The sequence below is a fragment of the Nocardia sp. NPDC127579 genome, from assembly GCF_042672005.1.
GTDB lineage: Bacteria > Actinomycetota > Actinomycetes > Mycobacteriales > Mycobacteriaceae > Nocardia.
The window spans coordinates 67756-90642 of record NZ_JBHXVZ010000004.1 but is presented as its reverse complement, the minus strand read 5'-3'; the positions used below and the strand labels follow the sequence as shown (position 1 = coordinate 90642).

The following is a 22887-nucleotide window of genomic DNA, read 5'->3' as shown; positions in this document are numbered from 1 at the left end:
AGGAGCCCCATGTCAGCACCCAACCTCACACGTGAACAGGCGATCGAACGCGCCTCGACCGTGCAAGTCGAGAACTACCGCATCGAACTCGACCTGACCGACGGTGCAGGCAAACCGGGTGAGCAGACGTTCTTCTCGCGCAGCACGGTCACCTTCACCGCGCAGCCCGGCGCGAGCACCTACATCGATATCGTGGCGCGCGGTGTGCGCTCGGCCGTACTCAACGGCACCCCGCTGGACGTGTCGGCCTACGACGAGGAGAAGGGCATCGCCCTGCCGGGCCTGGCCGAACGCAACGAACTGGTCGTCGAGGCCGACTGCGAGTACTCCAATACCGGTGAGGGCCTGCATCGTTTCGTCGACCCCACCGACGATGCGGTCTACCTGTACTCCCAGTTCGAAACCGCCGACGCCAAGCGCATGTTCGCCTGCTTCGACCAGCCGGATCTGAAGTCGACCTTCGACATCAGCGTCACCGCCGCGCCCGACTGGAAGGTCATCTCCAACGGCGCCCCGGTGGACAGCCTGCTCGCCGAGCCGGGCAAGCACGTCTTCAAGACCACGCCGCGGATGAGCACCTATATCGTCGCGCTCATCGCGGGCCCGTACGCGGAGTGGACCGACGAGTACACCGACGAGCACGGCACCATCCCGCTCGGCATCTACTGCCGCGCGTCGCTGGCCGAGCACATGGATTCCGAGCGCCTGTTCACCGAGACCAAACAGGGTTTCGGCTTCTACCACAAGAACTTCGGCGTCCCGTACGCCTTCGGCAAGTACGACCAGCTGTTCGTGCCGGAGTTCAACGCGGGCGCGATGGAGAACGCCGGCGCAGTCACCTTCCTGGAGGACTACGTCTTCCGGTCGAAGGTGACGCGTGCGTCCTACGAGCGCCGCGCCGAGACGGTGCTGCACGAGATGGCGCACATGTGGTTCGGCGACCTGGTCACCATGAAGTGGTGGGACGACCTGTGGCTGAACGAGTCGTTCGCGACGTTCGCCTCGGTGCTGTGCCAGTCCGAGGCCACCGAATACGCCAGCGCCTGGACGACTTTCGCGAATGTGGAGAAGTCGTGGGCCTACCGTCAGGATCAGCTGCCCTCCACGCACCCGATCGCCGCGGACATCCCGGATCTGCACGCGGTCGAGGTCAACTTCGACGGCATCACCTACGCCAAGGGCGCGTCGGTACTCAAGCAACTGGTCGCCTACGTCGGGTTGGAGCCGTTCCTGGCGGGCCTGCGCGCGTACTTCGCCGAGCATGCTTACGGCAACGCCACTTTCGACGATCTGCTGTCGGCGCTGGAGCAGTCGTCGGGCCGTGACCTGTCCGACTGGGGCGCGCAGTGGCTCAAGACCACCGGCCTGAACATTCTGCGCCCGGACTTCGAGGTCGACGGCGACGGCAAGTTCACGAAGTTCGCGGTCGTGCAGGAGGGCGCGGCCCCCGGCGCGGGTGAGCGGCGCGTGCACCGCCTGGCCGTGGGCGTCTACGACGACCAGGACGGAAAGCTGGTTCGCACCAAGCGGGTCGAGCTGGATCTGGAGGCCGCCGAACGCACCGAGGTCCCCGAGCTGGTCGGCGTGGCGAGCGGAAAGTTCGTCCTGGTCAATGACGACGACCTGACCTACTGCTCGGTGCGCCTGGATCCGGGCTCGCTCGATGTGCTGGTCAACCGGATCGGCGATATCGCCGAACCGCTCCCCCGTACCCTGGCCTGGTCGGCCGCCTGGGAGATGACCCGCCAGGCCGAGATGAAAGCCCGCGATTTCGTCGCGCTGGTGCAGCGCGGTGTCGGTGCGGAGTCCGAAATCGGTGTGGTGCAACGACTTCTGATGCAGGCGCACACCGCGATCGGCAGCTACGCCGATCCGGCGTGGGCGGCGGCCACCGGCTGGCCCGAATTCGCCGACCGGCTCCTGGAACTGGCGCGCGCGGCGGAGGCGGGCTCGGATCATCAGCTCGCCTTCGTCAACGCGCTCACCGGTGCCAAGCTGGAGCAGCGACACACCCAGGTGCTGAACGGCCTGCTCGAAGGCGATCCGGCCGAGGCGGGCCTGCCGGGCCTGACCGTCGACACCGATCTGCGCTGGCGGCTGGTGGCCGCGCTCGCCGCCGCGGGCGCGATCGATGCCGCCGGGCTGGAAACCCCGTTCATCGACGCCGAATTGGAGCGCGATCCCACCGCGGCGGGCAAGCGGCAGGCCGCGGCCGCCGCCACCGCCCGCCCGCAGGCCGCGGTGAAGGAGCAGGCCTGGGCCAAGGTGATCGACGACGACACCGTCGCCAACATCACCGCCCGCGCGATCGTCGGCGGTTTCGCCCCGGCCGGGCAGAGTGAGCTGCTCCAGCCGTTCACCGACCGCTACTTCTCCGAGGTGCCGGGCGTCTGGGAGCGACGCTCCAGCGAGGTCGCCCAGACCGTGGTGGTCGGCCTCTACCCGGCGTGGGACATCAGCCAGGACGCGGTCGCCAAGGCCGACAAGTTCCTCGCCGACAACCACCCACCCGCACTGCTCCGCCTGGTGAGCGAGGGCAAGGCGGGCGTCGAACGCTCGCTGCGCGCCCGGTCTTTCGACGCGCAGTAGTCCCGATCCGGCGCGCACCCACCCGGGTGTGCGCCGGAGTCCGGCGCGGTCGGCGGCAGACGGGAGTGGTTCAGCGGAATTGATCGACGCTGGCCGCCGCCCACTCGGCGAAGGTGGTCGCCGTTCCGGTGAGGTCGGCGACCGTCGTGCTCGCCCGCTGCGGATGATCGACCATGCTGCCGATGCCGTCGACATACCATTCGGCGAATTCGCCCATCGCCGGTTCCAACAGTTGGATCGCCTCGGCGCGTGGGATCCGCACGACCTCGAGTGTCCGGCCGAGCGCCGCACCGATCTGCCGGATCTTCTCGGCGCGGGTCAGTGTCTGCGGCCCGGTGAGGTTGTAGGTCTTGCCGACGTGCCCCTCCGACAGCAGGACCGTCGCCGCGACGCGGGCGATATCGTCCATGGTGACCGGTGCGTTCGCCGCCTCCGGGTGCGGATCGCGGACCACATCACCGGCCCGGATCTGATCCGCCCAGCCCACCGCATTCTCACTGAACTCACCGGCGTAGAGGTGGGTCCACTCCACCCCGGATCCCTCGACCGCCCGGGCGATCGGCTGCCAGTCGGTGTGCTCGTCGCCGGACAGGTCGACGATCTGACGGACTCCCGCCTTGTGCGCCAGCGCGACCACCTCCTCGACGGTCTCCAGCACCGGAGCCAAGTACATCCGGTCCACGCCGTCGAACGCGCTACCGAGCGTCGACACCTTTCCCAGGTAACCGCGAGCCACCTCGACCTCGGGCGGGAACCCGGCCCGCTCCGGGTGATTGGACAGCGCGCGCACGTCCTCGGCGCCCGCCGCGAGCAGATGATCGACGACCTTGCGGCCGATATTTCCACTGGCGGCCGTGACAAGAATCTTCATGGCCCCAAGGTGCCCGAAATTTCCGCGGCCATGCAAGTGCCGAAATCGGCGCACGCCGAACGGTTCCGGTTGAACGCGACCGGCGCGCGCACCCTGCTGGGTACGCGCGCCGGAAGCGAGTGTTCGGAACTACCGGCCGATGGCGGCGGCCATGACACGGACCGCGGAGACCAGGCCGTCGATCAGTTCGCCCTGGCGGAACGAGCTCATCGCGGCGGTCACACCGAGCTGGCAAACTCGATCGTTGGCGCGGTCGGCGACCTCGTTGCCGGAGCGCACCTCGATGGCGCTGTCATTGGGCGAGACGGCGATGAGCACCGAACGCGCGGCTTCGGGAGTCGCGGGGAAGACCGCGTCCGCGCCGGCTGCGGGGTCGGCGCCGAGATCGCCGATGTAGATGTTGAAGCGGACCTTGGTGGCGCGGGTCGCCTCGGTGAGCACGTTGTCCAGCAGCAGGCGCTCGTGATCGCTGAACGGTGCCTCGTAGAAAACGTCACCCGCCTCGTGCACTCCGGACACGCGGCCGCTACTGGTCAGTGCGTACCCGTGCGGTAGTTCGGATTCGACCACCGCGGGCCATTTAGAACTTGCCACTTGCCCGACCTCCGATCAGCTCCACACCGGTGGATTCGATGGCCGCATGGGTGCCATGCGACTCACTGTGGTGACCATGCCCGGTCACCTCGTCGGTGGCACTCCACAGCACCGGCGGCTGCGTCCACTTCTGACCGAGGTCGAAATGGGCGGGCTTCTCACCGGCGAGCGGCTTACCGAGAAACGACAATCCAGCGATCGCGCCATAGATCACCGCCGGAATTCCGACGAAGACCAGCACTGTCTCGAGAATGCTCACGACGCCAACGGTATCCGATGGCGTGTAGTAGTTCAGCCACCACCCGCCCGTGTCCTGGTCACACCGGCGACCGGGGATTCACCACTGACTGTTGATCAGCGAATTCGCCGCCATTTCCAGGTAATCCAGCAGCTGTTTGCGGTGCGCGTCGTCCAGGATCTCCGGTTCGATCTCGGCGACGCCGATCCGCATGCAGCGCAACCAGGCATCGCGCTCCACCGGGCCGATGGTGAACGGCATGTGGCGCATGCGCAGTCGCGGATGGCCGCGCTCGTCGGAATAGGTGCGCGGGCCGCCCCAGTACTGCTCCAGGAACATCCGCAGCCGGCGCTCCGCCGGGCCCAGATCCTGCTCCGGATACATCGGGCGCAAGACCTCGTCGGCGGCGACTTCGCGATAGAACGCGGCGATGATGCGGTGGAAGGTGGCCGCCCCGCCGATCGCCTCGTAGAACGATGTCGCTTGCTCTCCGGAAGTCATCCAGGCCCTCTCGATTCGCGTGATCCGCCGCCAACCATTGTGCCCGCCACGCCCGGGCGCGCCACCGCCGGAGCAGCGCCCAGATAGCGGCGCGGCCGCACTTCAGCCGCAGTTAACCGAACATTGCGCGAAATCACCGTGCAAACAGCCGGTTTCCATGGTCATATTGGGCGTATGAAACAACGGCACGGCCGCTCACACGAGGCCCGGACGCACCGACAACTCCAGCCCGCCGACGTCCACAATCGTGGGTCGGGGGCTACTCCGCTGCATATCCTCTCCGATCACCATCCGGGTGGTGCACACCACCACGGTGAGGCCCATCACGGCCATCACCTATCCGCTGTTCCCGCCGAGGCCGTCCACTGGTTGAAGCGCCGGGTGCTGCTTCTGAACGCCACCTACGAGCCGCTCACCGCCCTGTCCGCGCGCCGCGCGGTCGTCCTGCTCATCTGCGACAAAGCCGACGCCGTCCATCACAATGCCGAAGGCCCGGTCGTCCACTCCGCCGAAGCCGCGGTCGCCGTCCCCTCCGTCATCCGCCTGCGCAACTACGTGCACGTGCCGTACCGCGCCCGAGTCCCGATGACCAGGGCCGCGCTCATGCACCGCGATCGCTACCGCTGCGGTTACTGCGGCGCCAAGGCCGAGACCATCGATCACGTCATTCCGCGCAGCCGCGGCGGCGAGCATTCCTGGGAGAACTGCGTCGCCAGCTGCGCGCCGTGCAACCACCGCAAGGCCGACAAGATGCTGAGCGAACTCGGCTGGACGCTGCGGCATCCGCTGGTCTCCCCGAAGGGACCGCATTGGCGGCTGCTGTCGACCTCCACCGAACTCGACCCGGTGTGGTTGCAGTACCTCGGCGAGGGCGCCGCCTAAGCGGTGTACTCGTTGACCAGCGTCGCCCAGGTGCCCGGTTCCAGGGCCTCGAAGACGTGCGGCGCGTCACCCGGGTACCAGATGTAGTCTCCCGGGCCCAGTTCGACGGGGCCGTCGACCGGTCCGACCAGCGCGCGGCCGCTGGCGAGCAGCACATGCTCGGTACAGCCCGGCATATGCGGATCCGAGACGCGGGCGTGGCCGGGTTCGGCCGTGATCCGGAACAGGTCGCGACGGCTGTTCGGCGGGCTGACCGCCAGCAGAGTGGCGCTGTAGTCGGCGTGCTCGGCCGCCAGGCGCGGCCCCTCGCCCGCCCGGATGACGTGCACATTGGGCCGCGGTGGGTCGAGCAGCCGGGAGAACGGCATGTTCAACGCGACGCACAGGGCCCACAGCGTTTCGATGCTCGGGTTGCCGCTGCCCGATTCCAGTTGTGAGAGTGTGGATTTCGCGATGCCGGCGCGGTTGGCCACTTCGGTGAGCGAGAGCCCGGCGCGGGCGCGCTCGCGACGCAGCGATTCGGCGATGACCGCCTGCGGTGGCGCCGCCATCGGTTGGTCCTGCACCATCCCAGCTCCCGTTCCGTTCGGAACGCTCAGTGTATTGACTCACTGTCGGGGCGGTGCACAGGGAACCGTGTTGACTTATCCCCGCCGCAGCGTTCACCATAAACAACATGCGTTCGATATGGCGAACACTCGGGAAGGACACCGTCTCCGGAATCGCGGCCGTGCTGCTGGCGGTCTGGATGATCGGGATGTCCTACGGCGCCACCGCGATCAGCTCGGGCTTCCCGCTCTGGCTGCCGGTGGTGCTGAGTTTCGCCGTGCTCGCGGGCGGGGCCGAGTTCCTGTTCATCGGCATTCTCGCCGGTGGCGGCAGTCCCATCGCGGCCGTGCTGGCCGGGCTGGTGGTCAACGCACGGCATCTGCCCTACGGGCTCTCGGTGCCCGACGAGGTCGTCGGTAAGGGCTGGCGCCGCGCGCTGGGCGTGCACGTGATGAACGACGAATCGGTCGCCTTGACGCTCGCCGAATCCGATACCGCGCGCAAACGCCTCGTCTACTGGGTGTGCGGGATCGGTGTCCTCGCGGCCTGGCCCGGCGGTGCACTGATCGGCGCGCTGATCGGCTCGATGGTCCCGGATACGGGCGCGCTCGGGCTCGACGCGGTCTTCCCGGCCGTGCTGCTGGCACTGGTGGTGCCCGCGCTGCGGGACCGGACCACGCTCGGGTCCGTGTGTGTCGGTGTGGCCGTCGCCATGGTGAGCGCGCCGTTCCTGCCCGCGGGCCTGCCCGTCCTGATCGCACTGTCCGGCGTGCTGTGGGCGGCCTTCACCACGCGCGGTGAGAATGCGCCCGTCCCGCAAGAACTCTCGGAGGTGGCGGCCCGATGATGCTGATCGGCGGGATCGTCGCGTTGGCGATCGGCACGTACACCTTCCGCTGGCTGGGGCCCGCGCTGCGCAGCCGGATCCAGTTTCCCGAACGGGCCAAGCGCCTGCTCGAAGTAGGTGCGACCGTCCTGCTCGCCGCGCTGGTAGCGGTGGAGACCTTGCCGTTCACCGAAGGGCATGTCGGCGCTGCACTGCCCGCCGGAGTGCTGGTCGCGGGGATCCTGGCCTGGCGACGATGCCCTTTACTGGTGGTGATCCTGGCCGCGGCGGCAACCACAGCCGGGCTGCGGCTGCTCGGCCTCGCCTGATCCGACCGACCAGGCCGCCAGATTCTCCCGGCCCGCGAACACACCCACCGCGCACCGGATTCGCGCCGCATCCCTCGGGCCCGGCGCGGACCTGCGGGTTGTTTTGTAACCGGCACTAGCTCGGGAACAGCGGGATGGCACCCGCGCGGCGGCGCGCGACCGAACCGTAGCGGGCGTCGATCCGCAACCAGGTGGCGGTGGCGCGCACCCGCACGATCTCGGTCGGCGGGATGCGCCGGGATTCGGCCTTCTCCCCCGAATGCGGGATGAAATCCATTGCGGTCAGCGCGAAGACGACCCGCATCGGCACCTCGACCTGCACGCCCGGCGCGGAGACGGTGAGCACGGTCTGGTCCAGCAGCGCGGCGGGCGGACCGTGCGCACTGCCGTGCTCCTTCGCCAATTCCGCACCGCGCTCGGCGAGTTCGACCAGGGTGCGGGCCGGAACATCATCGACGTGGGTGAAACCGTCGGTTGGCGGCAGGGCGCCGCGCCATGCCGAATCCATCGAATAGCCCAGGTCGACGGGACTACCGGAGGGCAGACCCGCCAGTACCAGATCAGCGCCGACGGTGACATCGTCGACCCCGAGTTCGGCGACCACCGTACGCACCGCCAGCGTCTCGAAACCCGTTGCCACCCACGCGGAGACGAGCGTGGCGTCGCGACGACGCAACCGGACGACGGCGGCCGGGTCCAGCCGGACCGCACGACCGAGGAAGGTGGCCAGATTCTCCCGCTCGGCGGGATCGGCCACATGCAGTACGCGCTGCTCCCCCATCACGAAAGCGCCGCCGTCACATCCACTCGCCGAGGTACTCGCGCTCGGCCTCGGTCAGCCGGCGCAGGCGCTGGGTCTGGATATCGAAGGCCGCGAGCTGAGTGGACGCGGTCACCGCGGGCGGCGAATCCGGCGCCGCACCCGCACCGCGCACCTCGTAGCCGACGGTGAAATCCACCGCGCGCAGTTGCTCGATCCACATGGCGATATCGAGCGGGGTGTCCTCGTGCCGCAACTGACCGCGGTAGCGCACATGCAGATCGGCCAGCACGCAGCCCTCGCGCAGCGCGACGGTGGGGCGACCGTCGTCGAACAGCCACGGGATCCGCGCCTCCTCCAGCAGAGTCACCATGCGAGCGTGGTTGACGTGCTGGAACGCGTCCATATCCGACCAGCGAATCTCCACCTTGGCGTGAAACCGCCTGGGTAGCACCGCCACCGCGTCGGACGACTGCCCGTTCCCGCGCACCGAACTCGTCACCGTGGTACCTCCGATTGGCCCGCCCGCCGCGCTCGCCCGGCCACATTGCCGTCGGCGATCGGCGAGACCGTTGGATGTCGAACTTTCCGATTCTCCGGCCCGGACATACCGAAACTGGGGATCGATCTCGGCCCCCAGTATGGCAATGTCCGGCCGCGCGATCCGGACAGGGGCGGCTAGGGCTCGGGCCACGCGGTTTCGAGGTAGCGCAGGAAGCGGGCGGCGGGTGGGGCGAGTGGTTGATCGGTGCGCCAGGTCAGTGCGATGGTGCGGCGGGCCGCGGGCGTGGTGAGCGGCAGGCCGATGGTGCCGGAGACGCCCGCGAACTGCTCGGGCACGATGGCGACGCCGAGCCCCGCGGCGACCAGACCTTCGATGGTGGCGAGGTCGGCGCTCTCGAAGGAGATCCGCGGGGTCACCCCGGCCTCGGCGAAGAGGCCGTCGATCAGCGTGCGGTAGCCGAAACCGACCGGGGTGGTGACGAATTCGTCGTCGGTCAGGTCGGTCAGCGCGATGCGCGCGCGGTCGCGTAGCCGGTGCGCGGGCGGCACGACCAGGACCAGGCGTTCGCGCTGGAGCGGCAGCCAGCCGAAGTCGCCCGGCTCCTGCCAGGAGGTGACCGCGAGTTCGACCGCGCCGGTACGCAGGTCGCCGAGGATGTGGTGGTGCGGTTCCTGACTGAGCAGTACCCGCACGGCGGGTGCGTGCTCGTGGAAGCCGCGCAGGATCTGCGGTACCAGCGAGGTCGCCATGGAGTCCAGGAAGGCCAGCCGGACCACGCCGCTGTCGGGGTTCAAGCGTCCGGCCAGTTCCGCGGTCAACTGCTCGTAGCGGGCGATCAGGTCGCGTGCGGCGGTGACGACGAGTTCGCCGTTCGGGTTGAGCCGGACCCCGGTGGGGACGCGTTCGAACAGCCGCGTGCCGAGTTCACCTTCGATGCGTGCGAGGGCGCGCGAGAGGGTGGGCTGACTGACGCCGAGGATCGCGGCGGTATCGGTCATGTGCCGGTGGTCGGCCAGGGCCACCAGCCAATCGAGGTCGCGCAGCAGCACCGACACATCATACGTTCGACGTATCGCGTTTCGGCATTTGCGGCATTGGACGCATGAGGCCGTGCGGCACAGAATCATCGGATGACTTCTGTCGCCACACCCGAGCTCCAGCACAGCGCACCCGGCTATCTGCCGGGCAGCCCCGGCTATCGCCGGGTGCTGGTGGCGCTGTTCGCCGCGGGCATGGCGACTTTCGTCCTGCTCTACGACACCCAGGCGCTGCTGCCGGAATTCGTCACCGCGTTCGGCATCACCCCCGGGCAGAGCACGCTGGTCATGTCGGTGACCACCGCGGCGCTGGCGCTGGCACTGCTGGTCTTCGGCCCGCTGTCGGAGGCCGTCGGCCGCACCCGGCTGATCCACTTCTCGCTGATCTCCTCCGCGGTGCTCGCGCTGGCCTGCGCCCTCGCTCCCAGCTGGGACGCGCTGCTGGCCCTGCGCCTGCTCGGCGGGCTCGCGCTGGCCGGACTGCCCGCGGTAGCCACCGCGTATCTGCGCGAGGAGCTGCACCCGTCCACGCACGCGCGGGCGGCGGGCCTCTACATCGGCGGTACCGCACTCGGCGGCATGGCCGGTCGGCTGGTGACCGCGCCGATCGCCGAAGCGCTCGGCTGGCGGTGGGCGCTGGTGGCCGCCGCCGGGGTCGCGGCCCTGTGCGCGGTGATCGTCGCCCTGACCCTGCCGCGCTCACGGAACTTCGCCGCCCGCCCGGCCCGGCCGCGCGACCTCGTCGCCATGGCTCGCGACGCCCTGGCCGATCGAGCCCTGCTGGCGCTCTACGTGATCGGCGCATGCTCGGTCGGCGCGCTGGTGGCGGCGTTCAACGCGCTCGGCTTCCGGTTGACCAGCGCACCGTTCCAGCTGGGCGTCGGCCTGGTGAGCCTGGTCTACCTCGTCTACCCGCTCGGCACGATCGGCGCGACGGTGTCCGGCCGGCTGGCCGACCGGCTGGGCCGGCGCGCGATCATGCCGATCGGCAGCGCCCTCGCCCTGATCGGCGCCGGGCTGACGCTGTCCGGCCGGCTGCCCGTGGTCGTCGCGGGAATCGCCGCGCTGACCGTCGGCTTCTTCGTCACCCACGGCCTGGCCAGCGGCTGGGTCGCGGCCCGCGCGCACGCCGGTGGCGTGAGCACCAGTCAGGCGGCGGCGTTCTACCTGTTCGCCTACTACGTCGGCGCCTCGGTGTTCGGCAGTCTGGGCGCGCACGCGTGGACCGGCGCGGGCTGGGCGGGCGTGGCCGCGTTGACCGCGGGATTGATGGCCGTCGTCGGCGCGCTGTCGCTGGGCCTGCGCCGGGTACCGGTACTGGCCACCTGATCGAGTCGAAACCGTTGCCCGGCAGCCGTATCCGGGACCACGCGCGCGTTCTTACACTGGCGGAGCGTCTTCTGACGCGCAGCGTTCGAGAAAGGCTCTCCCCATGCGCATTTTCGGGATGTTGTTGTTCGCGATTCTGATCGGTCCGATCATCGGCGCGCTGGCCAGGCTGGTGCTACCGGGCAAGCAAGATATTTCATTCCTCAAGACCTGGGGGCTCGGCTCGCTCGGCGCCTTCATCGGCGGGATCATCGCCCTGATCTTCGGCTGGGATTCCACCGGCGGTATCGACTGGCTGCAATGGATTCTGCAAGTCGCGTGTGCCGCGGCGCTGATCGGCGCGGCGGGTCGCACCAGCCTGGTGCGGCGATAACACCGCGGGGCGGCAGCCTGAAACCGGCTGCCGCCCCGCGGTTCACACTCAGCGCTCGGACTGTGCGCCGACCCCGCTGACCATGCTGCGCACCTGCCGCGCCGCCACCGACAGGGTGGCCAGGTCGTGGGTGCCGGATTCGAACAGCTCGGCCAGGGCCGCGCGGGCACGGCCGAGACGGGACTGATTCTTGGACTCCCAGTAGGCGATCTTCTCGTCGGCGGTCTCCTCCGGATCACCGGCCGAGAGCACGTCGAGGGTGAGCGACCGCAGCGAACCGTACATGTCGTCACGCAGCGCGAGCCGGGCCAGCGCGTGCCAGCGATCGCCCCGTTCGAGATGACTGACCGCCTGGAGCAACCAGTCGATCTTGAGGTGGTCGTTGAGCGCGTAATACAGCGCCCCGACCTCGTCACCGCCGCGATCGGTGATGTCGGCGATATCGATGACATCCAGCAGCGGGAAGAGGTTGAGCAGCCCGTAGACCTCATCGGTGAGCTCGGCGGGCGCGCCGCGGCCGATCAGGTCGGCGGACTGACCGGTGAGCATGGCCAGATGATGACCGCGCAGCCAGCCCGGCACCTTCGGTGCCAGCTCGCGCACGCCCCGGCTGTACCGGTTGATCTCGGCGCCGACCGCGATCGGCTGCGGACGATTGCTCAGCAGCCAGCGTGAGGCCCGGTCGAGCGTCTTCTTGGTCTCGAGCTCGAGCTCGTCACGGACGCCGATCGAGGTGTCGGCCCCGCGGATCCGCGCCCACATGTCGTGCAGGCCGAAGATCTCGGCGGCCGCCGCGAACGCGCGCACGGAATCGGTGGTGCTGGCGCCGATCTCCTCGTTGAGCCGGTGCGCGTAGGTGATGCCGCCGTAGTCGACCACCTCGTTGACGATCATGGTGGTCAGGATCTCCCGGCGCAACGGATGCTTCTTGATCGCCGTGGCGAAACGGACCCGCAGCGGTTCGGGGAAATAGTCGGGCAGCCGGGCGGCGAAATGCGCCATATCGGGCAGATCCGTCTCCAGCAGATCGGCCTTGAGCGAAAGCTTCACGTGCGCCATGAGATTGGCGAGCTCGGGCGATGCCAGCCCCGACCCCTCCTCCATGCGCCGCTTCATCTCCATATCCGAAGGCAGCGCCTCGAGCTCCCGGTCCAGGCCGCGCCGGTCCTCCAGATCCTCGATCAGCCGCATGTGCACGTTCAGCATGCGGGCCGCGTTGAAGCGCGAGATGCCCATCAGGAAGTTCTGGGAGACATTGTCCCGCAGCACCATCCGGGCGACATCGTCGGTCATCGAGGCGAGCAGCGGATTGCGTTCGGCCTCCGGCAGCACGCCGGCGCTGACCACGCCGTCCAGCAGGACCTTGATATTGACCTCGTGGTCCGAGCAGTCCACGCCGGCGGAGTTGTCCAGGGCGTCGGTGTTCATCTTGCCGCCGGCCCGGCAGAACTCGATCCGGCCCAGCGCGGTCGCACCGAGATTGCCGCCCTCCCCGATCACCTTGACGCGCAACTGCTTTCCATTGACACGCACCGGATCGTTGGACTTGTCACCGACTTCGGCATTGGATTCGGTACTGGCCTTGATATAGGTGCCGATACCGCCGTTCCAGAGCAGCCCCACCGGTGCCAGCAGAATCGCGCGCACCAGATCCGGTGGCGACAGCGAGACCACGTCGTCGGCCAGCCCCAGCGCCTGGCGGGCCTGCGGACTGATCGGCACCGCCTTCACGGTGCGGTCCCACACACCGCCGCCCGCGCTGATCAGCGAGGTGTCGTAATCGGCCCAGGACGACCGCGGCAGCTCGAACATGCGCTGGCGCTCGGCGTAGGAGGTGGCCGCGTCCGGGTTCGGGTCCAGAAAGATGTGCCGGTGGTCGAAGGCCGCGACCAGGCGGATGTGCTCGGAGAGCAGCATGCCGTTGCCGAACACGTCACCGCTCATGTCGCCGATGCCGACCACGGTGAAATCCTGGGTCTGGGTGTCGAGATCCATTTCGCGGAAGTGCCGCTTCACGCTCTCCCACGCGCCCTTGGCGGTAATGCCCATCGCCTTGTGGTCGTAGCCCGCCGACCCGCCGGAGGCGAAGGCGTCACCGAGCCAGAACCCGTAGCGCTGCGCCACATCGTTGGCGATATCGGAGAACGTCGCGGTGCCCTTGTCGGCGGCCACCACCAGGTAGGTGTCGTCGCCGTCGCGGCGGATCACCCGCGCGGGCGGCAGCACCGCACCGGTGGCCCGGTCGACATTGTCGGTGATGTCGAGCAGCCCGGAGATGAAGGTGCGGTAGCAGGCGACGCCCTCGGCGCCCAGCGCCTGCCGGTCCACGCCCGGATCGCCGGTGGCGGCGGGCGGTTGCTTCACCACGAAACCGCCCTTGGCGCCGACCGGGACGATCACCGCGTTCTTCACCGCCTGCGCCTTGACCAGGCCCAAGATCTCGGTCCGGAAATCCTCCAGGCGGTCCGACCAGCGCAGCCCGCCGCGCGCCACCGGACCGAAACGCAGGTGCACGCCCTCGATCCGCGGCGAGTAGACGAAGATCTCGAATTGCGGTTTGGGCTTGGGCAATTCGGCGATGAGCTGCGGCTCGACCTTGATCGAGAGGAAATCGCGCGGCGTGCCCTCGTGATCGGTGACGAAGTAGTTGGTGCGCAGCGTGGCCTTGATCAGTCCGAGGATGGCGCGCAGGATGCGGTCGGCGTCGAGGCTGACCACCTCGTCGATGCGGCCACGCAGCTGCGCCTCCAGCTTCGTGGCGTCGTCCTCGTCCACGGTATCTGATCGGCGATGCTCACTACGCCCTTCATGGTCACGCTCCGCTACCTCCTCCGGGCGCTGAGCTCGCATCGCGATGTCGGGATCGAACCGGGAATTGAACAGGTCGACGAACAACCGAGCCACATCCGGGTAGGTGAGCAGCACCCGGCAGATATTGGCCTGGCTGTACGGGAAACCGGCCTGCTGCAGGTATTTCGCGTACGTGCGCAGGATCGACACCGCGCGCCACGGCAGCCGGGCCCGCAGCACCAGTTCGTTCAGACCGTCGGCTTCGGCGCGGCCGTACCAGACCGCTTCGAAGGCGTCGGTGAACCGGGCGCGCAGACCGCGCACCTCGGCTTCCAGCGCGTCCGCCCGAGCCGAGGCCTCCAGCAGTTCCGCGTCCAGGTCCCGATCCAGCGAGCTGCGCAGCAGTTCCGGGCGGGCCAGCAGGCCGAAATCGTAGATCCAGCGCTCGACGGTCTGGCCGCCCGGGCGATCGAACACGATCTGGTAGGGGCGCTCGTCGACCACCTCGACGCCGAGGCTCTGCAGCACCGGCAACACCTGGCTCAGCGAGACGCCGGTACCGCCGATGTAGAGACTGAACCGCCAGGAACCCGGATCCGACCCCGGCTTGCGATACAGGCGCTGATCGATCCGGCCCGCCGACAGGCGTTCCAGGCGATGGATGTCGTCGAGCGCGTGCCGAGGACCGAAATCCTGCTTGTAGCCCTCGGGGAACGCGGCCGCATAGCGTTGCGCCACACCGGGATCGAGCACTGTGGAGGTGCTTACCTCGTCGTTGAGGTAGTCGTCCCAGGTGTGGCTGGCCGCGGCGAGCAACTGCTGGATCCGCAGCCGGTTGGCCTCGGAGGTGTCGGCCAGCGTGCGCGCCGCACGCGGCGTACCCGAATCCGAGTCCGGCATCCGGACCGTGAAATAGACGCTGGCGAGCTCGCTTTCGCTGACCCGCGCCGAATAGTCGATGGAGACGCCGCCGAGTTCGCGGACCAGGATCTCCTGCATCTCCAACCGCACCCGAGTCGTGTAGCGGTCGCGCGGCAGGTACACCAGGCAGGCGACGAAGCGGCCGTAGGTGTCCTCGCGCATGAACAGCCGGACCTGTCGGCGCAGGCTCACGTTCAGCACCGCCACCGCGGTCTTGCGCATGGTCGCGATATCGGAGGAGAACAGTTCGGTGCGCGGGAACGACTGGATGACCTCCAGCATCGCCTGCCCGGAGAACGAGTCCAGATCGAAGCCGCTGTCCTCGATCACGGTGCGCACCCGGCGCTCGATCACCGGAATGTCCAGCACGTTCTCGTGCACGGCGGTCACCGTGAACACCCCGATGAACAGGTGCTCACCGATGATGTTGCCCTGCTCGTCCCAATCGGCGACACCGACGAAATACGGGTAGACCGAGCGGTGCACGGTGGCCGGGACCAGGCCCTGGGTGAGCATGAGCAGCGGGCGGTCGCGGCCGTTGATCGGCACTCGGAAGTCGGTGCCGACATCGGGGCGCAGCACGCCCAGGCAGGTGCCGGGCATCGGGTTGGAGGCGGTCGGACCGTCACCGTTGGATTCCAGGCGGTACTGGGCGAAGCCGAGCACGGTGAAGTTACCGCTGGCCAGCCAGCGCAGCAGATTCGCGGTATCGATCAGATCGGCCGCGGGAAAAGGCGCGTCGCCGGCTTTGGCGGACTGCTCCAGATCGTCGGCGAGCTTGCTCTGCACCGCCTGGATCGCGTCGGTGTCACCGATGACCTGGCGGACGTCGGCCACCACATCGGGCATCGCCTGTTCGATCCGGTCCAGCAGCTCGCGGCTGGTGGAGGGATGCAACTGCAGATGCATCCAACTTTCCCGCAGGACCCCGCCGTTGCGATCGACCTCGTGCGGAACGGCTTTGGTGAGGCGGCCGTTCTCGTCACGCTCGACTTCGAAAATGGGGTGGATGACCTCGCTGACGCTGACACCCATCCGGCTCAGCGACGAGGTGATCGACTCCACCAGCAGGGCCATGTCGTCGGTGACGAGCTGGACGGCGGCGCCCAGGCCGGACGCGTCCTCCGGGTGGTACACCCGAACCAGGGCCCGTCCCTTGGGCCGGACCATCGCCAGTTCCAGGTGCCGCCGGAAGATCTGGGTGATTCCGGTGATCGCACAGTCCACATCGCCCGCGTCGACGTGGCGGAAGTACGCCTCCTCGAGTGTCCCGAGCGACTCTCGCAGCGATTCCGGCAAACTCGCGGACCACGCCAACGCGTCCGCTCGCTCCAGATGCCGCCCGCCATTGGACAATTCGGACGAGACCGTCATAGTTTTTCGCCAACTCCTCGGATTCGGTTCCGCAACAAAGTGACGCCGGTCCGAGAGTAGCTGTGCGATACGCGCGCGGGGGTGAAATCCCTTCCAAACACAGGGTGTTCACCACAGCCGTTGTGGTAGCCGCCGAATTGCCATCGTCGAATTCGCTGGCACAGCACCTATCGGACCGACACCCTCACGTAGACGCGATCGCAGTGAGTACTCGTCGTCGACTGAACTGCGCCCGCGCATGCACGAGCCCTACCCTAGCGAGTGTCACGAGTCTGCGTCGGCCGACGAAATTTCCTTCGACCGAGTCCGCTCGCGACGGGTTGCCACCGCAGGACATTCGGCGAGATGGCACTTTTGTGACACCTTCGGCGGAATTCGAGCGCTCGACAGCATGTTCGGGTGCCGAACGCCGAACGGCGGGGCGATGCGCGTCATGCGCTCGCCCCGCCGTCCGGTCGGGAGTGGGTTCAGTCGCGGGTCAGCTTGCGGTGCGTAACCCGGTGCGGGCGCGCCGCTTCGGGACCGAGGCGCTCGATCTTGTTGGCCTCGTACGCCTCGAAGTTGCCTTCGAACCAGAACCACTTGGCGTCGTTGTCGGAGTCGCCCTCCCACGCCAGGATGTGCGTGCAGGTGCGGTCCAGGAACCAGCGGTCGTGGGAGATGACCACGGCGCAGCCCGGGAACTGCTCGAGCGCGTTCTCCAGCGATCCCAGGGTTTCCACGTCCAGGTCGTTGGTCGGTTCGTCGAGCAGGATCAGGTTGCCGCCCTGCTTGAGGGTCAGCGCCAGGTTCAACCGGTTGCGCTCACCACCGGAGAGCACGCCCGCCGGCTTCTGCTGATCCGGGCCCTTGAAGCCGAATGCGCTCACGTAGGCGCGCGAAGGCATTTCCTGATTGCCGACCTCGATGAAATCCAGCCCGTCGGACACGACCTGCCAGACGTTCTTCTTCGGGTCGATGCCCGCGCGGTTCTGGTCGACGTAGCTCAGCTTGACCGTCTCGCCGACCTTCACCGTGCCGCTGTCCGGCTGCTCGAGCCCCACGATCGTCTTGAACAGCGTGGACTTACCGACACCGTTGGGGCCGATGACGCCCACAATGCCGTTGCGCGGCAGGCTGAACGACAGATCCTTGATCAGCTGGCGATCACCGAAGCCCTTGTCCAGGTGCTCGACCTCGACGACGACACTGCCCAGGCGCGGGCCCGCCGGAATCTGGATCTCCTCGAAATCCAACTTCCTGTGCTTCTCGGCCTCGGCCGCCATCTCCTCGTAGCGTCCCAGACGCGCCTTGTTCTTGGCCTGCCGCGCCTTGGCACCGGAACGGACCCAGGCGAGTTCGTCCTTGAGACGCTTCTGCAGCTTCTGGTCCTTCTTGCCCTGCACCTCCAGGCGCTGGGCCTTCTTCTCCAGGTAGGTGGAGTAGTTGCCCTCGTACGGGTAGGCCCGGCCCCGGTCCAGCTCCAGGATCCATTCCGCGACATTGTCGAGGAAGTACCGGTCGTGGGTGACGGCGAGGACAGCGCCCGGGTAGGAGGCCAGGTGCTGTTCGAGCCAGAGCACGCTCTCGGCGTCGAGGTGGTTGGTCGGCTCGTCGAGCAGCAGCAGGTCGGGCTTACTCAGCAGCAGCTTGCACAGCGCGACGCGGCGGCGCTCACCACCGGAGAGGTTGGTGACCGGCTCGTCCGGCGGCGGGCAGCGCAGCGCGTCCATGGCCTGCTCGAGCTGGGAGTCGACATCCCAGGCGTCGGCGTGGTCGAGGTACTCCTGGAGCTTGCCCATCTCCTCCATGAGCTCGTCGGAGTAGTCGGTGGCCATCAGTTCGGCGATCTCGTTGAAGCGATCCAGCTTCACCTTGACCTCGCCGAGGCCCTCCTCGACGTTGCCGCGAACGGTCTTCTCCTCGTTCAGCGGCGGCTCCTGCATGAGGATGCCCACCGTGGCGCCGGTCGCGAGAAACGCCTCGCCGTTGTTCGGCTGGTCGATTCCGGCCATGATCTTCAGCACGCTGGATTTACCGGCGCCGTTCGGGCCGACGACGCCGATCTTGGCGCCGGGAAGGAAGTTCAGGTAGACGTCGTCGAGCACGACTTTGTCGCCGTGCGCCTTACGAACTTTCTTCATCGTGTAAATGAACTCAGCCATATACGCAAGCCTATCGGTCTAGGGGTGGACGAAGCGAAGCCAAGGGGCTGCGGCCGCCAGGGTGGGTGGGTACGCGGTGGGCGGATCAGGCCTCGACCGGCTGGGTTTCGGCTGGCTGGGTTTCCGCGCGGTCGGACGATGCCCTGGGCACGGCCGTCGCGTCCCCCTGATGCTCGCCGACACGTGCGCGTTCTTCAGCGCTCGATCCGGTGCAAGTATTCCGCATGAGGCTCGCGGGCCCGGAGCCGGACCCGGAGTGACGGGTGAGAACCGCGCTGCACCGCGACAGGTCCGGGCCGACCGCGTAGGCGCGCAGTTCCAGCCCACGGCAGTCGGTGCCGTCCTTGGCCCGGTACTCGACGGCGCGCCACTGCCCGTGCGCGATCACCGGGTCGCCGCGGCGCAGGGAGGCATCGACGCCGTGCACCAGCCGCCGCCAGCAACTCACGGTGACGAACAGCGTGCCCGCGTCGATCCACTCGCCCAGGTCGGTGCGGCGGCGCGCGGTGCTGGCGACCCGGAACGACACCACTTCCTCCCCGGTGGCCAGTACCCGCCGGGCGGGCGGGGTGGCGACAGTGCCGATGATGGTCCCCGTGGTCTCGAACATGATCACGCCCCTTCGGATTTCGGCCCGGGCGGGCAGCCCGGGTGCTCGCTTCCAGCGTGCGCGCTCCGGCCCCGCGACGGACCGGCGGAACCGAATTCGTGGACAACTTTCCCCACTGTGGACATCCGGTCCTTCACACCCTGCGACCAGGGCTTTCCGCTGCACGATGTCCGAACGGCAGACTACGATGCCCCACCCATGTCGAGATCGGTGCTGGCACTACAGAGCACGACTACCGGCCGCTCGCCCCGAGCGGGAACGTAGGCCCCGCTGCGCACCGCGGCCAACGCGATCGCCCCGGACAATTCGACCGCGATGCGGAACTCACGCCACAGATAGTCGCGAGCATCGACGATCGCGTCGGAGGTGACCAGCAGCGAGCGCACCCCGTAGCGGCAGGCCAGATCCAACGCGATATCGCCGATCCTGGTGGCGCCCGGCGCGTGCGCGGCCCGCCCGGTCGGGCGCACCTCCACCGGCCGGCGCGCGGCCAGCGCCGCGTGCAACGCGGGCACACCCTCCGATTCCACCCCGAGCACCGGCTGCCGTCGCCCGAAAGCGGCCGCGAGCCCGGCGATCAGGCCGCCTCCACCGACCGCCGCCAATACCGGTGGCCGCCCGCGCACCTGCTCCTCGAGCTCCAGTCCGATCACCCCGGCGCCCGCGACCACCGCGGGCAGATCGTAGGCGTGCAATTGCAGCGCCCGCCGCTGTGCCGCCAGCTCCGCCGCGTATTCGTGCGCCTCGGCGTAAGTCGTTCCGTGCCACCGCACTTCCGCACCGTAGGACCACATGGCCGCGACCTTGGTGTGCGGCGCCGATTCCGGGGCCACCACCGTGCAGCCCTTGCCGAGCTGAGCCGCGGCCAGCGCGGCCGCGATACCCGCGTTGCCACCGGAGGCGATCACCACCTGCTCGGCTGCCGCACCGGACTCCAACAGCGCGTTGAAGCTGCCTCGCACCTTGAAAGTGCCGCCGTGCTGGAGGTATTCGAGCTTCAACGTCACCGGCACCGGGCCGTTGGGGCCCGGCACCGACGTGTGGAACACCGGCGTCTTACGCACCCGGCCGGCCAGTCGCTTGCGCGCGGCCCGCACATCCGACCGATACACCCGCCCCGCGAATTCCCGCTCCCCCACACAGTCCTGACACACGCCCTGATCGGTCACACCGGCTCGCTCACTGACGGGTCGAGTGGTCGCGCCGGGCCAGCTCGGCGAACATGGCGTTGTGCGAGGCGAGTTCGGCGTCGTTGTCGCGCTCGGCGGCGCGATCCGTGCGCTTGGCCAGTCGCTCGTCGCTGCGCGACCACTGGATCAACAGCGCCAGCATCACCACCACCAGCGGCACCTCGCCGCTGGCCCAGGCGACGCTGCCGCCGGTGCGCTGGTCATCGAGCAGGTCGCCGTTCCAGCCGAGTGCCAGACTGCGGAAGAACCAGCCGCCCAGCACCGTGGTCGTGCTCATCAGCGCGATGCCGAAGAAGGCGTGGAACGGCAGCGAACCGAACACCATGCCGAGCCTGGTCAGTGGTTCGACCCGGCGCGGCTTGGGGTCGATGCCGATCACCACCCAGTAGAAGAGGTAGCCGCTGAGCAGGAAGTGCGCGTTCATCATCAGATGCGCGGCATGCGAGTCGACCACCGAGTCGTAGATGCCGCCCAGGTACAGCGCGTAGAACCCGCCGACGAAGATGGCCGACGCGACCAGCGGATGCGTGAGAAACCGCGAGACCGGATTGTGCACGACCGCCAGGATCCATTCACGCGGGCCGGGCGCTCCGTTCTTCCCGGCCGCGGGCAGCGCACGCAACGCCAGGGTGACCGCGCCGCCGAGCGCGAAAAGAATGGGGGCGAGCATGGACAACGCCATGTGCTGGACCATGTGCACACTGAACATGGCGGGCGAATAGCGGCCCACTCCCGACGAGGTGGCGAACAACAGGATCGCGCAACCGGACAGCCAGGCGATGGTCCGGCCGATCGGCCAGGCGTCGCCGCGCGAACGCAGCCGGCGCACCCCCATCAGATACAGCACGGCCACCACGATGGCCAGCGTGCCGAAGATCAGGTCGAAGCGCCAGTCGAACAGCAGACGCGCCGCGGTCGGCGGGCCGGCCAGGTTGTATCCGATCTCCACTTCCGCCGGTGTCGGCTCGGAGCTCGGCGGCGGGGGCGGGGTGCGGCCGAGCCCGACCGCGAGTCCGATGGTGGCCGCGAAGATCAACGCCTCCACTCCGGCGAACCGGATGAGCGCGCCGCGGTCACGCGGGTCGGCGGCCAGGGCGGGCAGCGCGGCGCGCCGCTGGAGGTAGCCGAACCCGCCGAGCACGATCAGCGCGACGGCCTTGGCCACGACCAGGCGACCGTAGGTGGTCCCGGTCAGATCCGCCCACGACACGCGGATCACCGAGTTGAGCACGCCGCTGGCCGCGATGACCACGAACGAGATCGTCGCGACGAGGGAGAACCGCCGGGCGGCGAGCGCAGTGTGCGTCCCGTCGCGCAGCGCGTACGCCAGCACCGCGAACAGCCCGCCCACCCACACCGCGCACGAGACCAGGTGCAGGATCAGGCTGTTCGTCGCCAGGTCGTGCGCACCGCCGGAGGACGAGTGCCCGGTCAGCGCCAGCGGCATCATGGCGACGAGCGCGCCGCCGAACAGCACCGGCGTCCAGCCCCAGCGCAGCGCCAGGCGGCAGCCGATCGCGACGATCAGCGCCAGGATCACCGTGGTCCGCCAGGCCTGGGCCAGGTCCACCAGGCCGATCGCGCGCCACAACTCCTCCGGCCGCCAGATCTGCCCGACCGGTCGGCCCGTCGTGTCCGATACGGTCAGCGGTACCAGCAGCGCCGCGCAACACGCCCACAGCAGGGCGAAATTCGAGGCTCGGCGCAGTGCGCGGTAGCCGCCGACATCCAGCAGGCCGCTACTCTGCGGCGGAGTCAGAAACGCCGCGAACAGTAGTGATCCGACGGTCAGCGCGGCCAGCAGGTCGGCGAGCGCCCGGACCGCGGGCAGGCCGTAGGTCGTCAGCGAGCCCGGGTCCGGAATGCCCAGCAGACTCAGCGCCTGCGCCGCCGACAGACCGACGACCAGGGCCGCGACCACCGCGGCGATGGCGATCGAGATGGCGGTGACCACTGCGAATGTTCCCGTGGCACCCGTCCCGGCGGAGTCCGATCCCTCTGCTTCGGTGTGCGGGTCCCGCGGTGACGACATACGACTGAGCGTAGTTGGACCCTTAATACATGGCCCGGCCGGGTTTGGGCCGATAACCTGTTCCTGGGTCGACACCGGCCGACACGGTAAGAATTGTTTCCGTCGCTAAAAAGTACCGATCTGGACGGTCGCTATACTTACCGTGCTGCTGGACAGCAAGGCCGATGTCGGCCATGGTGGAACGCACTGCCTCCGTAGCTCAGTTGGATAGAGCAAGGGCCTTCTAATCCCTAGGTCGCAGGTTCGATTCCTGCCGGGGGCGCTCCACCCCTCTGGCCTGGCACATTCGCCAGGCCAGAGGGAAGTTACCCGTCGATCCCGAACCTGAAACACTCAGGAACCTCTCACTCCGGTCATTGCGGGCACGAGCGCTCAGCTGCCCTGGTCCGGCAGGGCCGTCCTGGGCCGATACCGGCATGCCGACGAATTCGGCCCGCGGAGTT

Annotated in this window: 19 protein-coding genes and 1 tRNA gene; 7 read left to right on the top strand and 13 right to left on the bottom strand. The window is 68.4% G+C overall.

Going from position 1 to position 22887, the window contains the following annotated elements:
- Positions 1 to 9: 9 nt before the first annotated feature.
- Positions 10 to 2589 (top strand): aminopeptidase N, encoded by a 2580-nt coding sequence (gene pepN, locus ACFVMC_RS15690; protein ID WP_379210765.1) that lies wholly within the window; start codon positions 10 to 12, stop codon positions 2587 to 2589.
- Positions 2590 to 2659: 70 nt separating this feature from the next.
- Here the strand turns inward: pepN and ACFVMC_RS15685 are convergent, their stop codons facing one another.
- The 4 genes from ACFVMC_RS15685 to ACFVMC_RS15670 all read right to left on the bottom strand — a co-directional run bounded on the left by ACFVMC_RS15685 (position 2660) and on the right by ACFVMC_RS15670 (position 4793).
- The gene (locus ACFVMC_RS15685; RefSeq protein WP_379210763.1) at positions 2660 to 3460 is read right to left on the bottom strand and encodes an NAD(P)H-binding protein; all 801 of its coding nucleotides are present in this window, start codon (positions 3458 to 3460) and stop codon (positions 2660 to 2662) included.
- 129 nt (positions 3461 to 3589) lie between these two features.
- The gene (locus ACFVMC_RS15680) at positions 3590 to 4054 is read right to left on the bottom strand and encodes a DUF5130 domain-containing protein (protein WP_379210761.1); all 465 of its coding nucleotides are present in this window, start codon (positions 4052 to 4054) and stop codon (positions 3590 to 3592) included.
- A complete protein-coding gene (locus ACFVMC_RS15675) occupies positions 4041 to 4313 on the bottom strand; it encodes a hypothetical protein (protein WP_379210759.1) in 273 nt (90 codons plus the stop codon). Before ACFVMC_RS15675 ends, ACFVMC_RS15680 begins: the two co-directional genes overlap by 14 nt.
- A 78-nt stretch (positions 4314 to 4391) precedes the next feature.
- Positions 4392 to 4793 carry a globin gene (locus ACFVMC_RS15670; RefSeq protein ID WP_379210758.1) on the bottom strand — a complete coding sequence of 134 codons (402 nt, stop codon included), beginning with the start codon at positions 4791 to 4793 and terminating at the stop codon, positions 4392 to 4394.
- Positions 4794 to 4967: 174 nt separating this feature from the next.
- Here ACFVMC_RS15670 and ACFVMC_RS15665 point away from each other — a divergent pair, with 174 nt between their 5' ends.
- Complete coding sequence (locus tag ACFVMC_RS15665; protein WP_379210756.1) at positions 4968 to 5675, top strand: HNH endonuclease; 708 nt, start codon at positions 4968 to 4970, stop codon at positions 5673 to 5675.
- Here the strand turns inward: ACFVMC_RS15665 and ACFVMC_RS15660 are convergent.
- Positions 5672 to 6244, bottom strand: coding sequence for a helix-turn-helix domain-containing protein (locus tag ACFVMC_RS15660; RefSeq protein WP_379210754.1), 573 nt, complete (start codon positions 6242 to 6244; stop codon positions 5672 to 5674). The genes ACFVMC_RS15665 and ACFVMC_RS15660 overlap by 4 nt on opposite strands.
- A gap of 107 nt (positions 6245 to 6351) precedes the next feature.
- On the opposite strand from ACFVMC_RS15660, the gene ACFVMC_RS15655 reads away from it, so the two are divergent.
- Together ACFVMC_RS15655 and ACFVMC_RS15650 are read left to right on the top strand one after the other, a co-directional pair.
- On the top strand, positions 6352 to 7071 hold the full coding sequence (locus ACFVMC_RS15655; protein WP_379210752.1) for an AzlC family ABC transporter permease: 720 nt from the start codon (positions 6352 to 6354) through the stop codon (positions 7069 to 7071).
- On the top strand, positions 7068 to 7379 hold the full coding sequence (locus ACFVMC_RS15650) for an AzlD domain-containing protein (protein ID WP_379210750.1): 312 nt from the start codon (positions 7068 to 7070) through the stop codon (positions 7377 to 7379). The genes ACFVMC_RS15655 and ACFVMC_RS15650 overlap by 4 nt, the downstream gene beginning before the upstream one ends.
- A 115-nt stretch (positions 7380 to 7494) precedes the next feature.
- Here the strand turns inward: ACFVMC_RS15650 and ACFVMC_RS15645 are convergent, their stop codons facing one another.
- From ACFVMC_RS15645 to ACFVMC_RS15635, 3 genes are all read right to left on the bottom strand, one after another.
- On the bottom strand, positions 7495 to 8160 hold the full coding sequence (locus ACFVMC_RS15645; RefSeq protein WP_379210748.1) for a hypothetical protein: 666 nt from the start codon (positions 8158 to 8160) through the stop codon (positions 7495 to 7497).
- Positions 8161 to 8176: 16 nt separating this feature from the next.
- Positions 8177 to 8629: an acyl-CoA thioesterase gene (locus ACFVMC_RS15640; RefSeq protein ID WP_379211517.1), complete on the bottom strand. Its 453-nt coding sequence runs from the start codon at positions 8627 to 8629 to the stop codon at positions 8177 to 8179.
- 188 nt (positions 8630 to 8817) lie between these two features.
- Positions 8818 to 9693: a LysR family transcriptional regulator gene (locus ACFVMC_RS15635; RefSeq protein WP_379210746.1), complete on the bottom strand. Its 876-nt coding sequence runs from the start codon at positions 9691 to 9693 to the stop codon at positions 8818 to 8820.
- A gap of 81 nt (positions 9694 to 9774) precedes the next feature.
- Here ACFVMC_RS15635 and ACFVMC_RS15630 point away from each other — a divergent pair, with 81 nt between their 5' ends.
- Positions 9775 to 11010, top strand: coding sequence for an MFS transporter (locus ACFVMC_RS15630; RefSeq protein WP_379210744.1), 1236 nt, complete (start codon positions 9775 to 9777; stop codon positions 11008 to 11010).
- Between the two features lie 103 nt (positions 11011 to 11113).
- On the top strand, positions 11114 to 11383 hold the full coding sequence (locus ACFVMC_RS15625; protein WP_379210742.1) for a GlsB/YeaQ/YmgE family stress response membrane protein: 270 nt from the start codon (positions 11114 to 11116) through the stop codon (positions 11381 to 11383).
- 48 nt (positions 11384 to 11431) lie between these two features.
- Here the strand turns inward: ACFVMC_RS15625 and ACFVMC_RS15620 are convergent, their stop codons facing one another.
- From ACFVMC_RS15620 to ACFVMC_RS15600, 5 genes are all read right to left on the bottom strand, one after another.
- Positions 11432 to 16468, bottom strand: coding sequence for an NAD-glutamate dehydrogenase (locus tag ACFVMC_RS15620; RefSeq protein ID WP_379210740.1), 5037 nt, complete (start codon positions 16466 to 16468; stop codon positions 11432 to 11434).
- A gap of 467 nt (positions 16469 to 16935) precedes the next feature.
- A complete protein-coding gene (gene ettA, locus ACFVMC_RS15615) occupies positions 16936 to 18612 on the bottom strand; it encodes an energy-dependent translational throttle protein EttA (protein WP_379210738.1) in 1677 nt (558 codons plus the stop codon).
- A gap of 85 nt (positions 18613 to 18697) precedes the next feature.
- A complete protein-coding gene (locus ACFVMC_RS15610) occupies positions 18698 to 19222 on the bottom strand; it encodes a single-stranded DNA-binding protein (RefSeq protein WP_379210737.1) in 525 nt (174 codons plus the stop codon).
- Positions 19223 to 19404: 182 nt separating this feature from the next.
- Entirely contained in the window at positions 19405 to 20391 is a 987-nt protein-coding gene (locus tag ACFVMC_RS15605) for a serine/threonine dehydratase (protein ID WP_379210735.1), read from the bottom strand.
- Between the two features lie 10 nt (positions 20392 to 20401).
- Positions 20402 to 22444: a cytochrome c oxidase assembly protein gene (locus ACFVMC_RS15600; RefSeq protein WP_379210734.1), complete on the bottom strand. Its 2043-nt coding sequence runs from the start codon at positions 22442 to 22444 to the stop codon at positions 20402 to 20404.
- 188 nt (positions 22445 to 22632) lie between these two features.
- Here ACFVMC_RS15600 and ACFVMC_RS15595 point away from each other — a divergent pair.
- Positions 22633 to 22706 (top strand) — tRNA-Arg (locus ACFVMC_RS15595).
- The last annotated feature ends 181 nt before the right edge of the window (positions 22707 to 22887 follow it).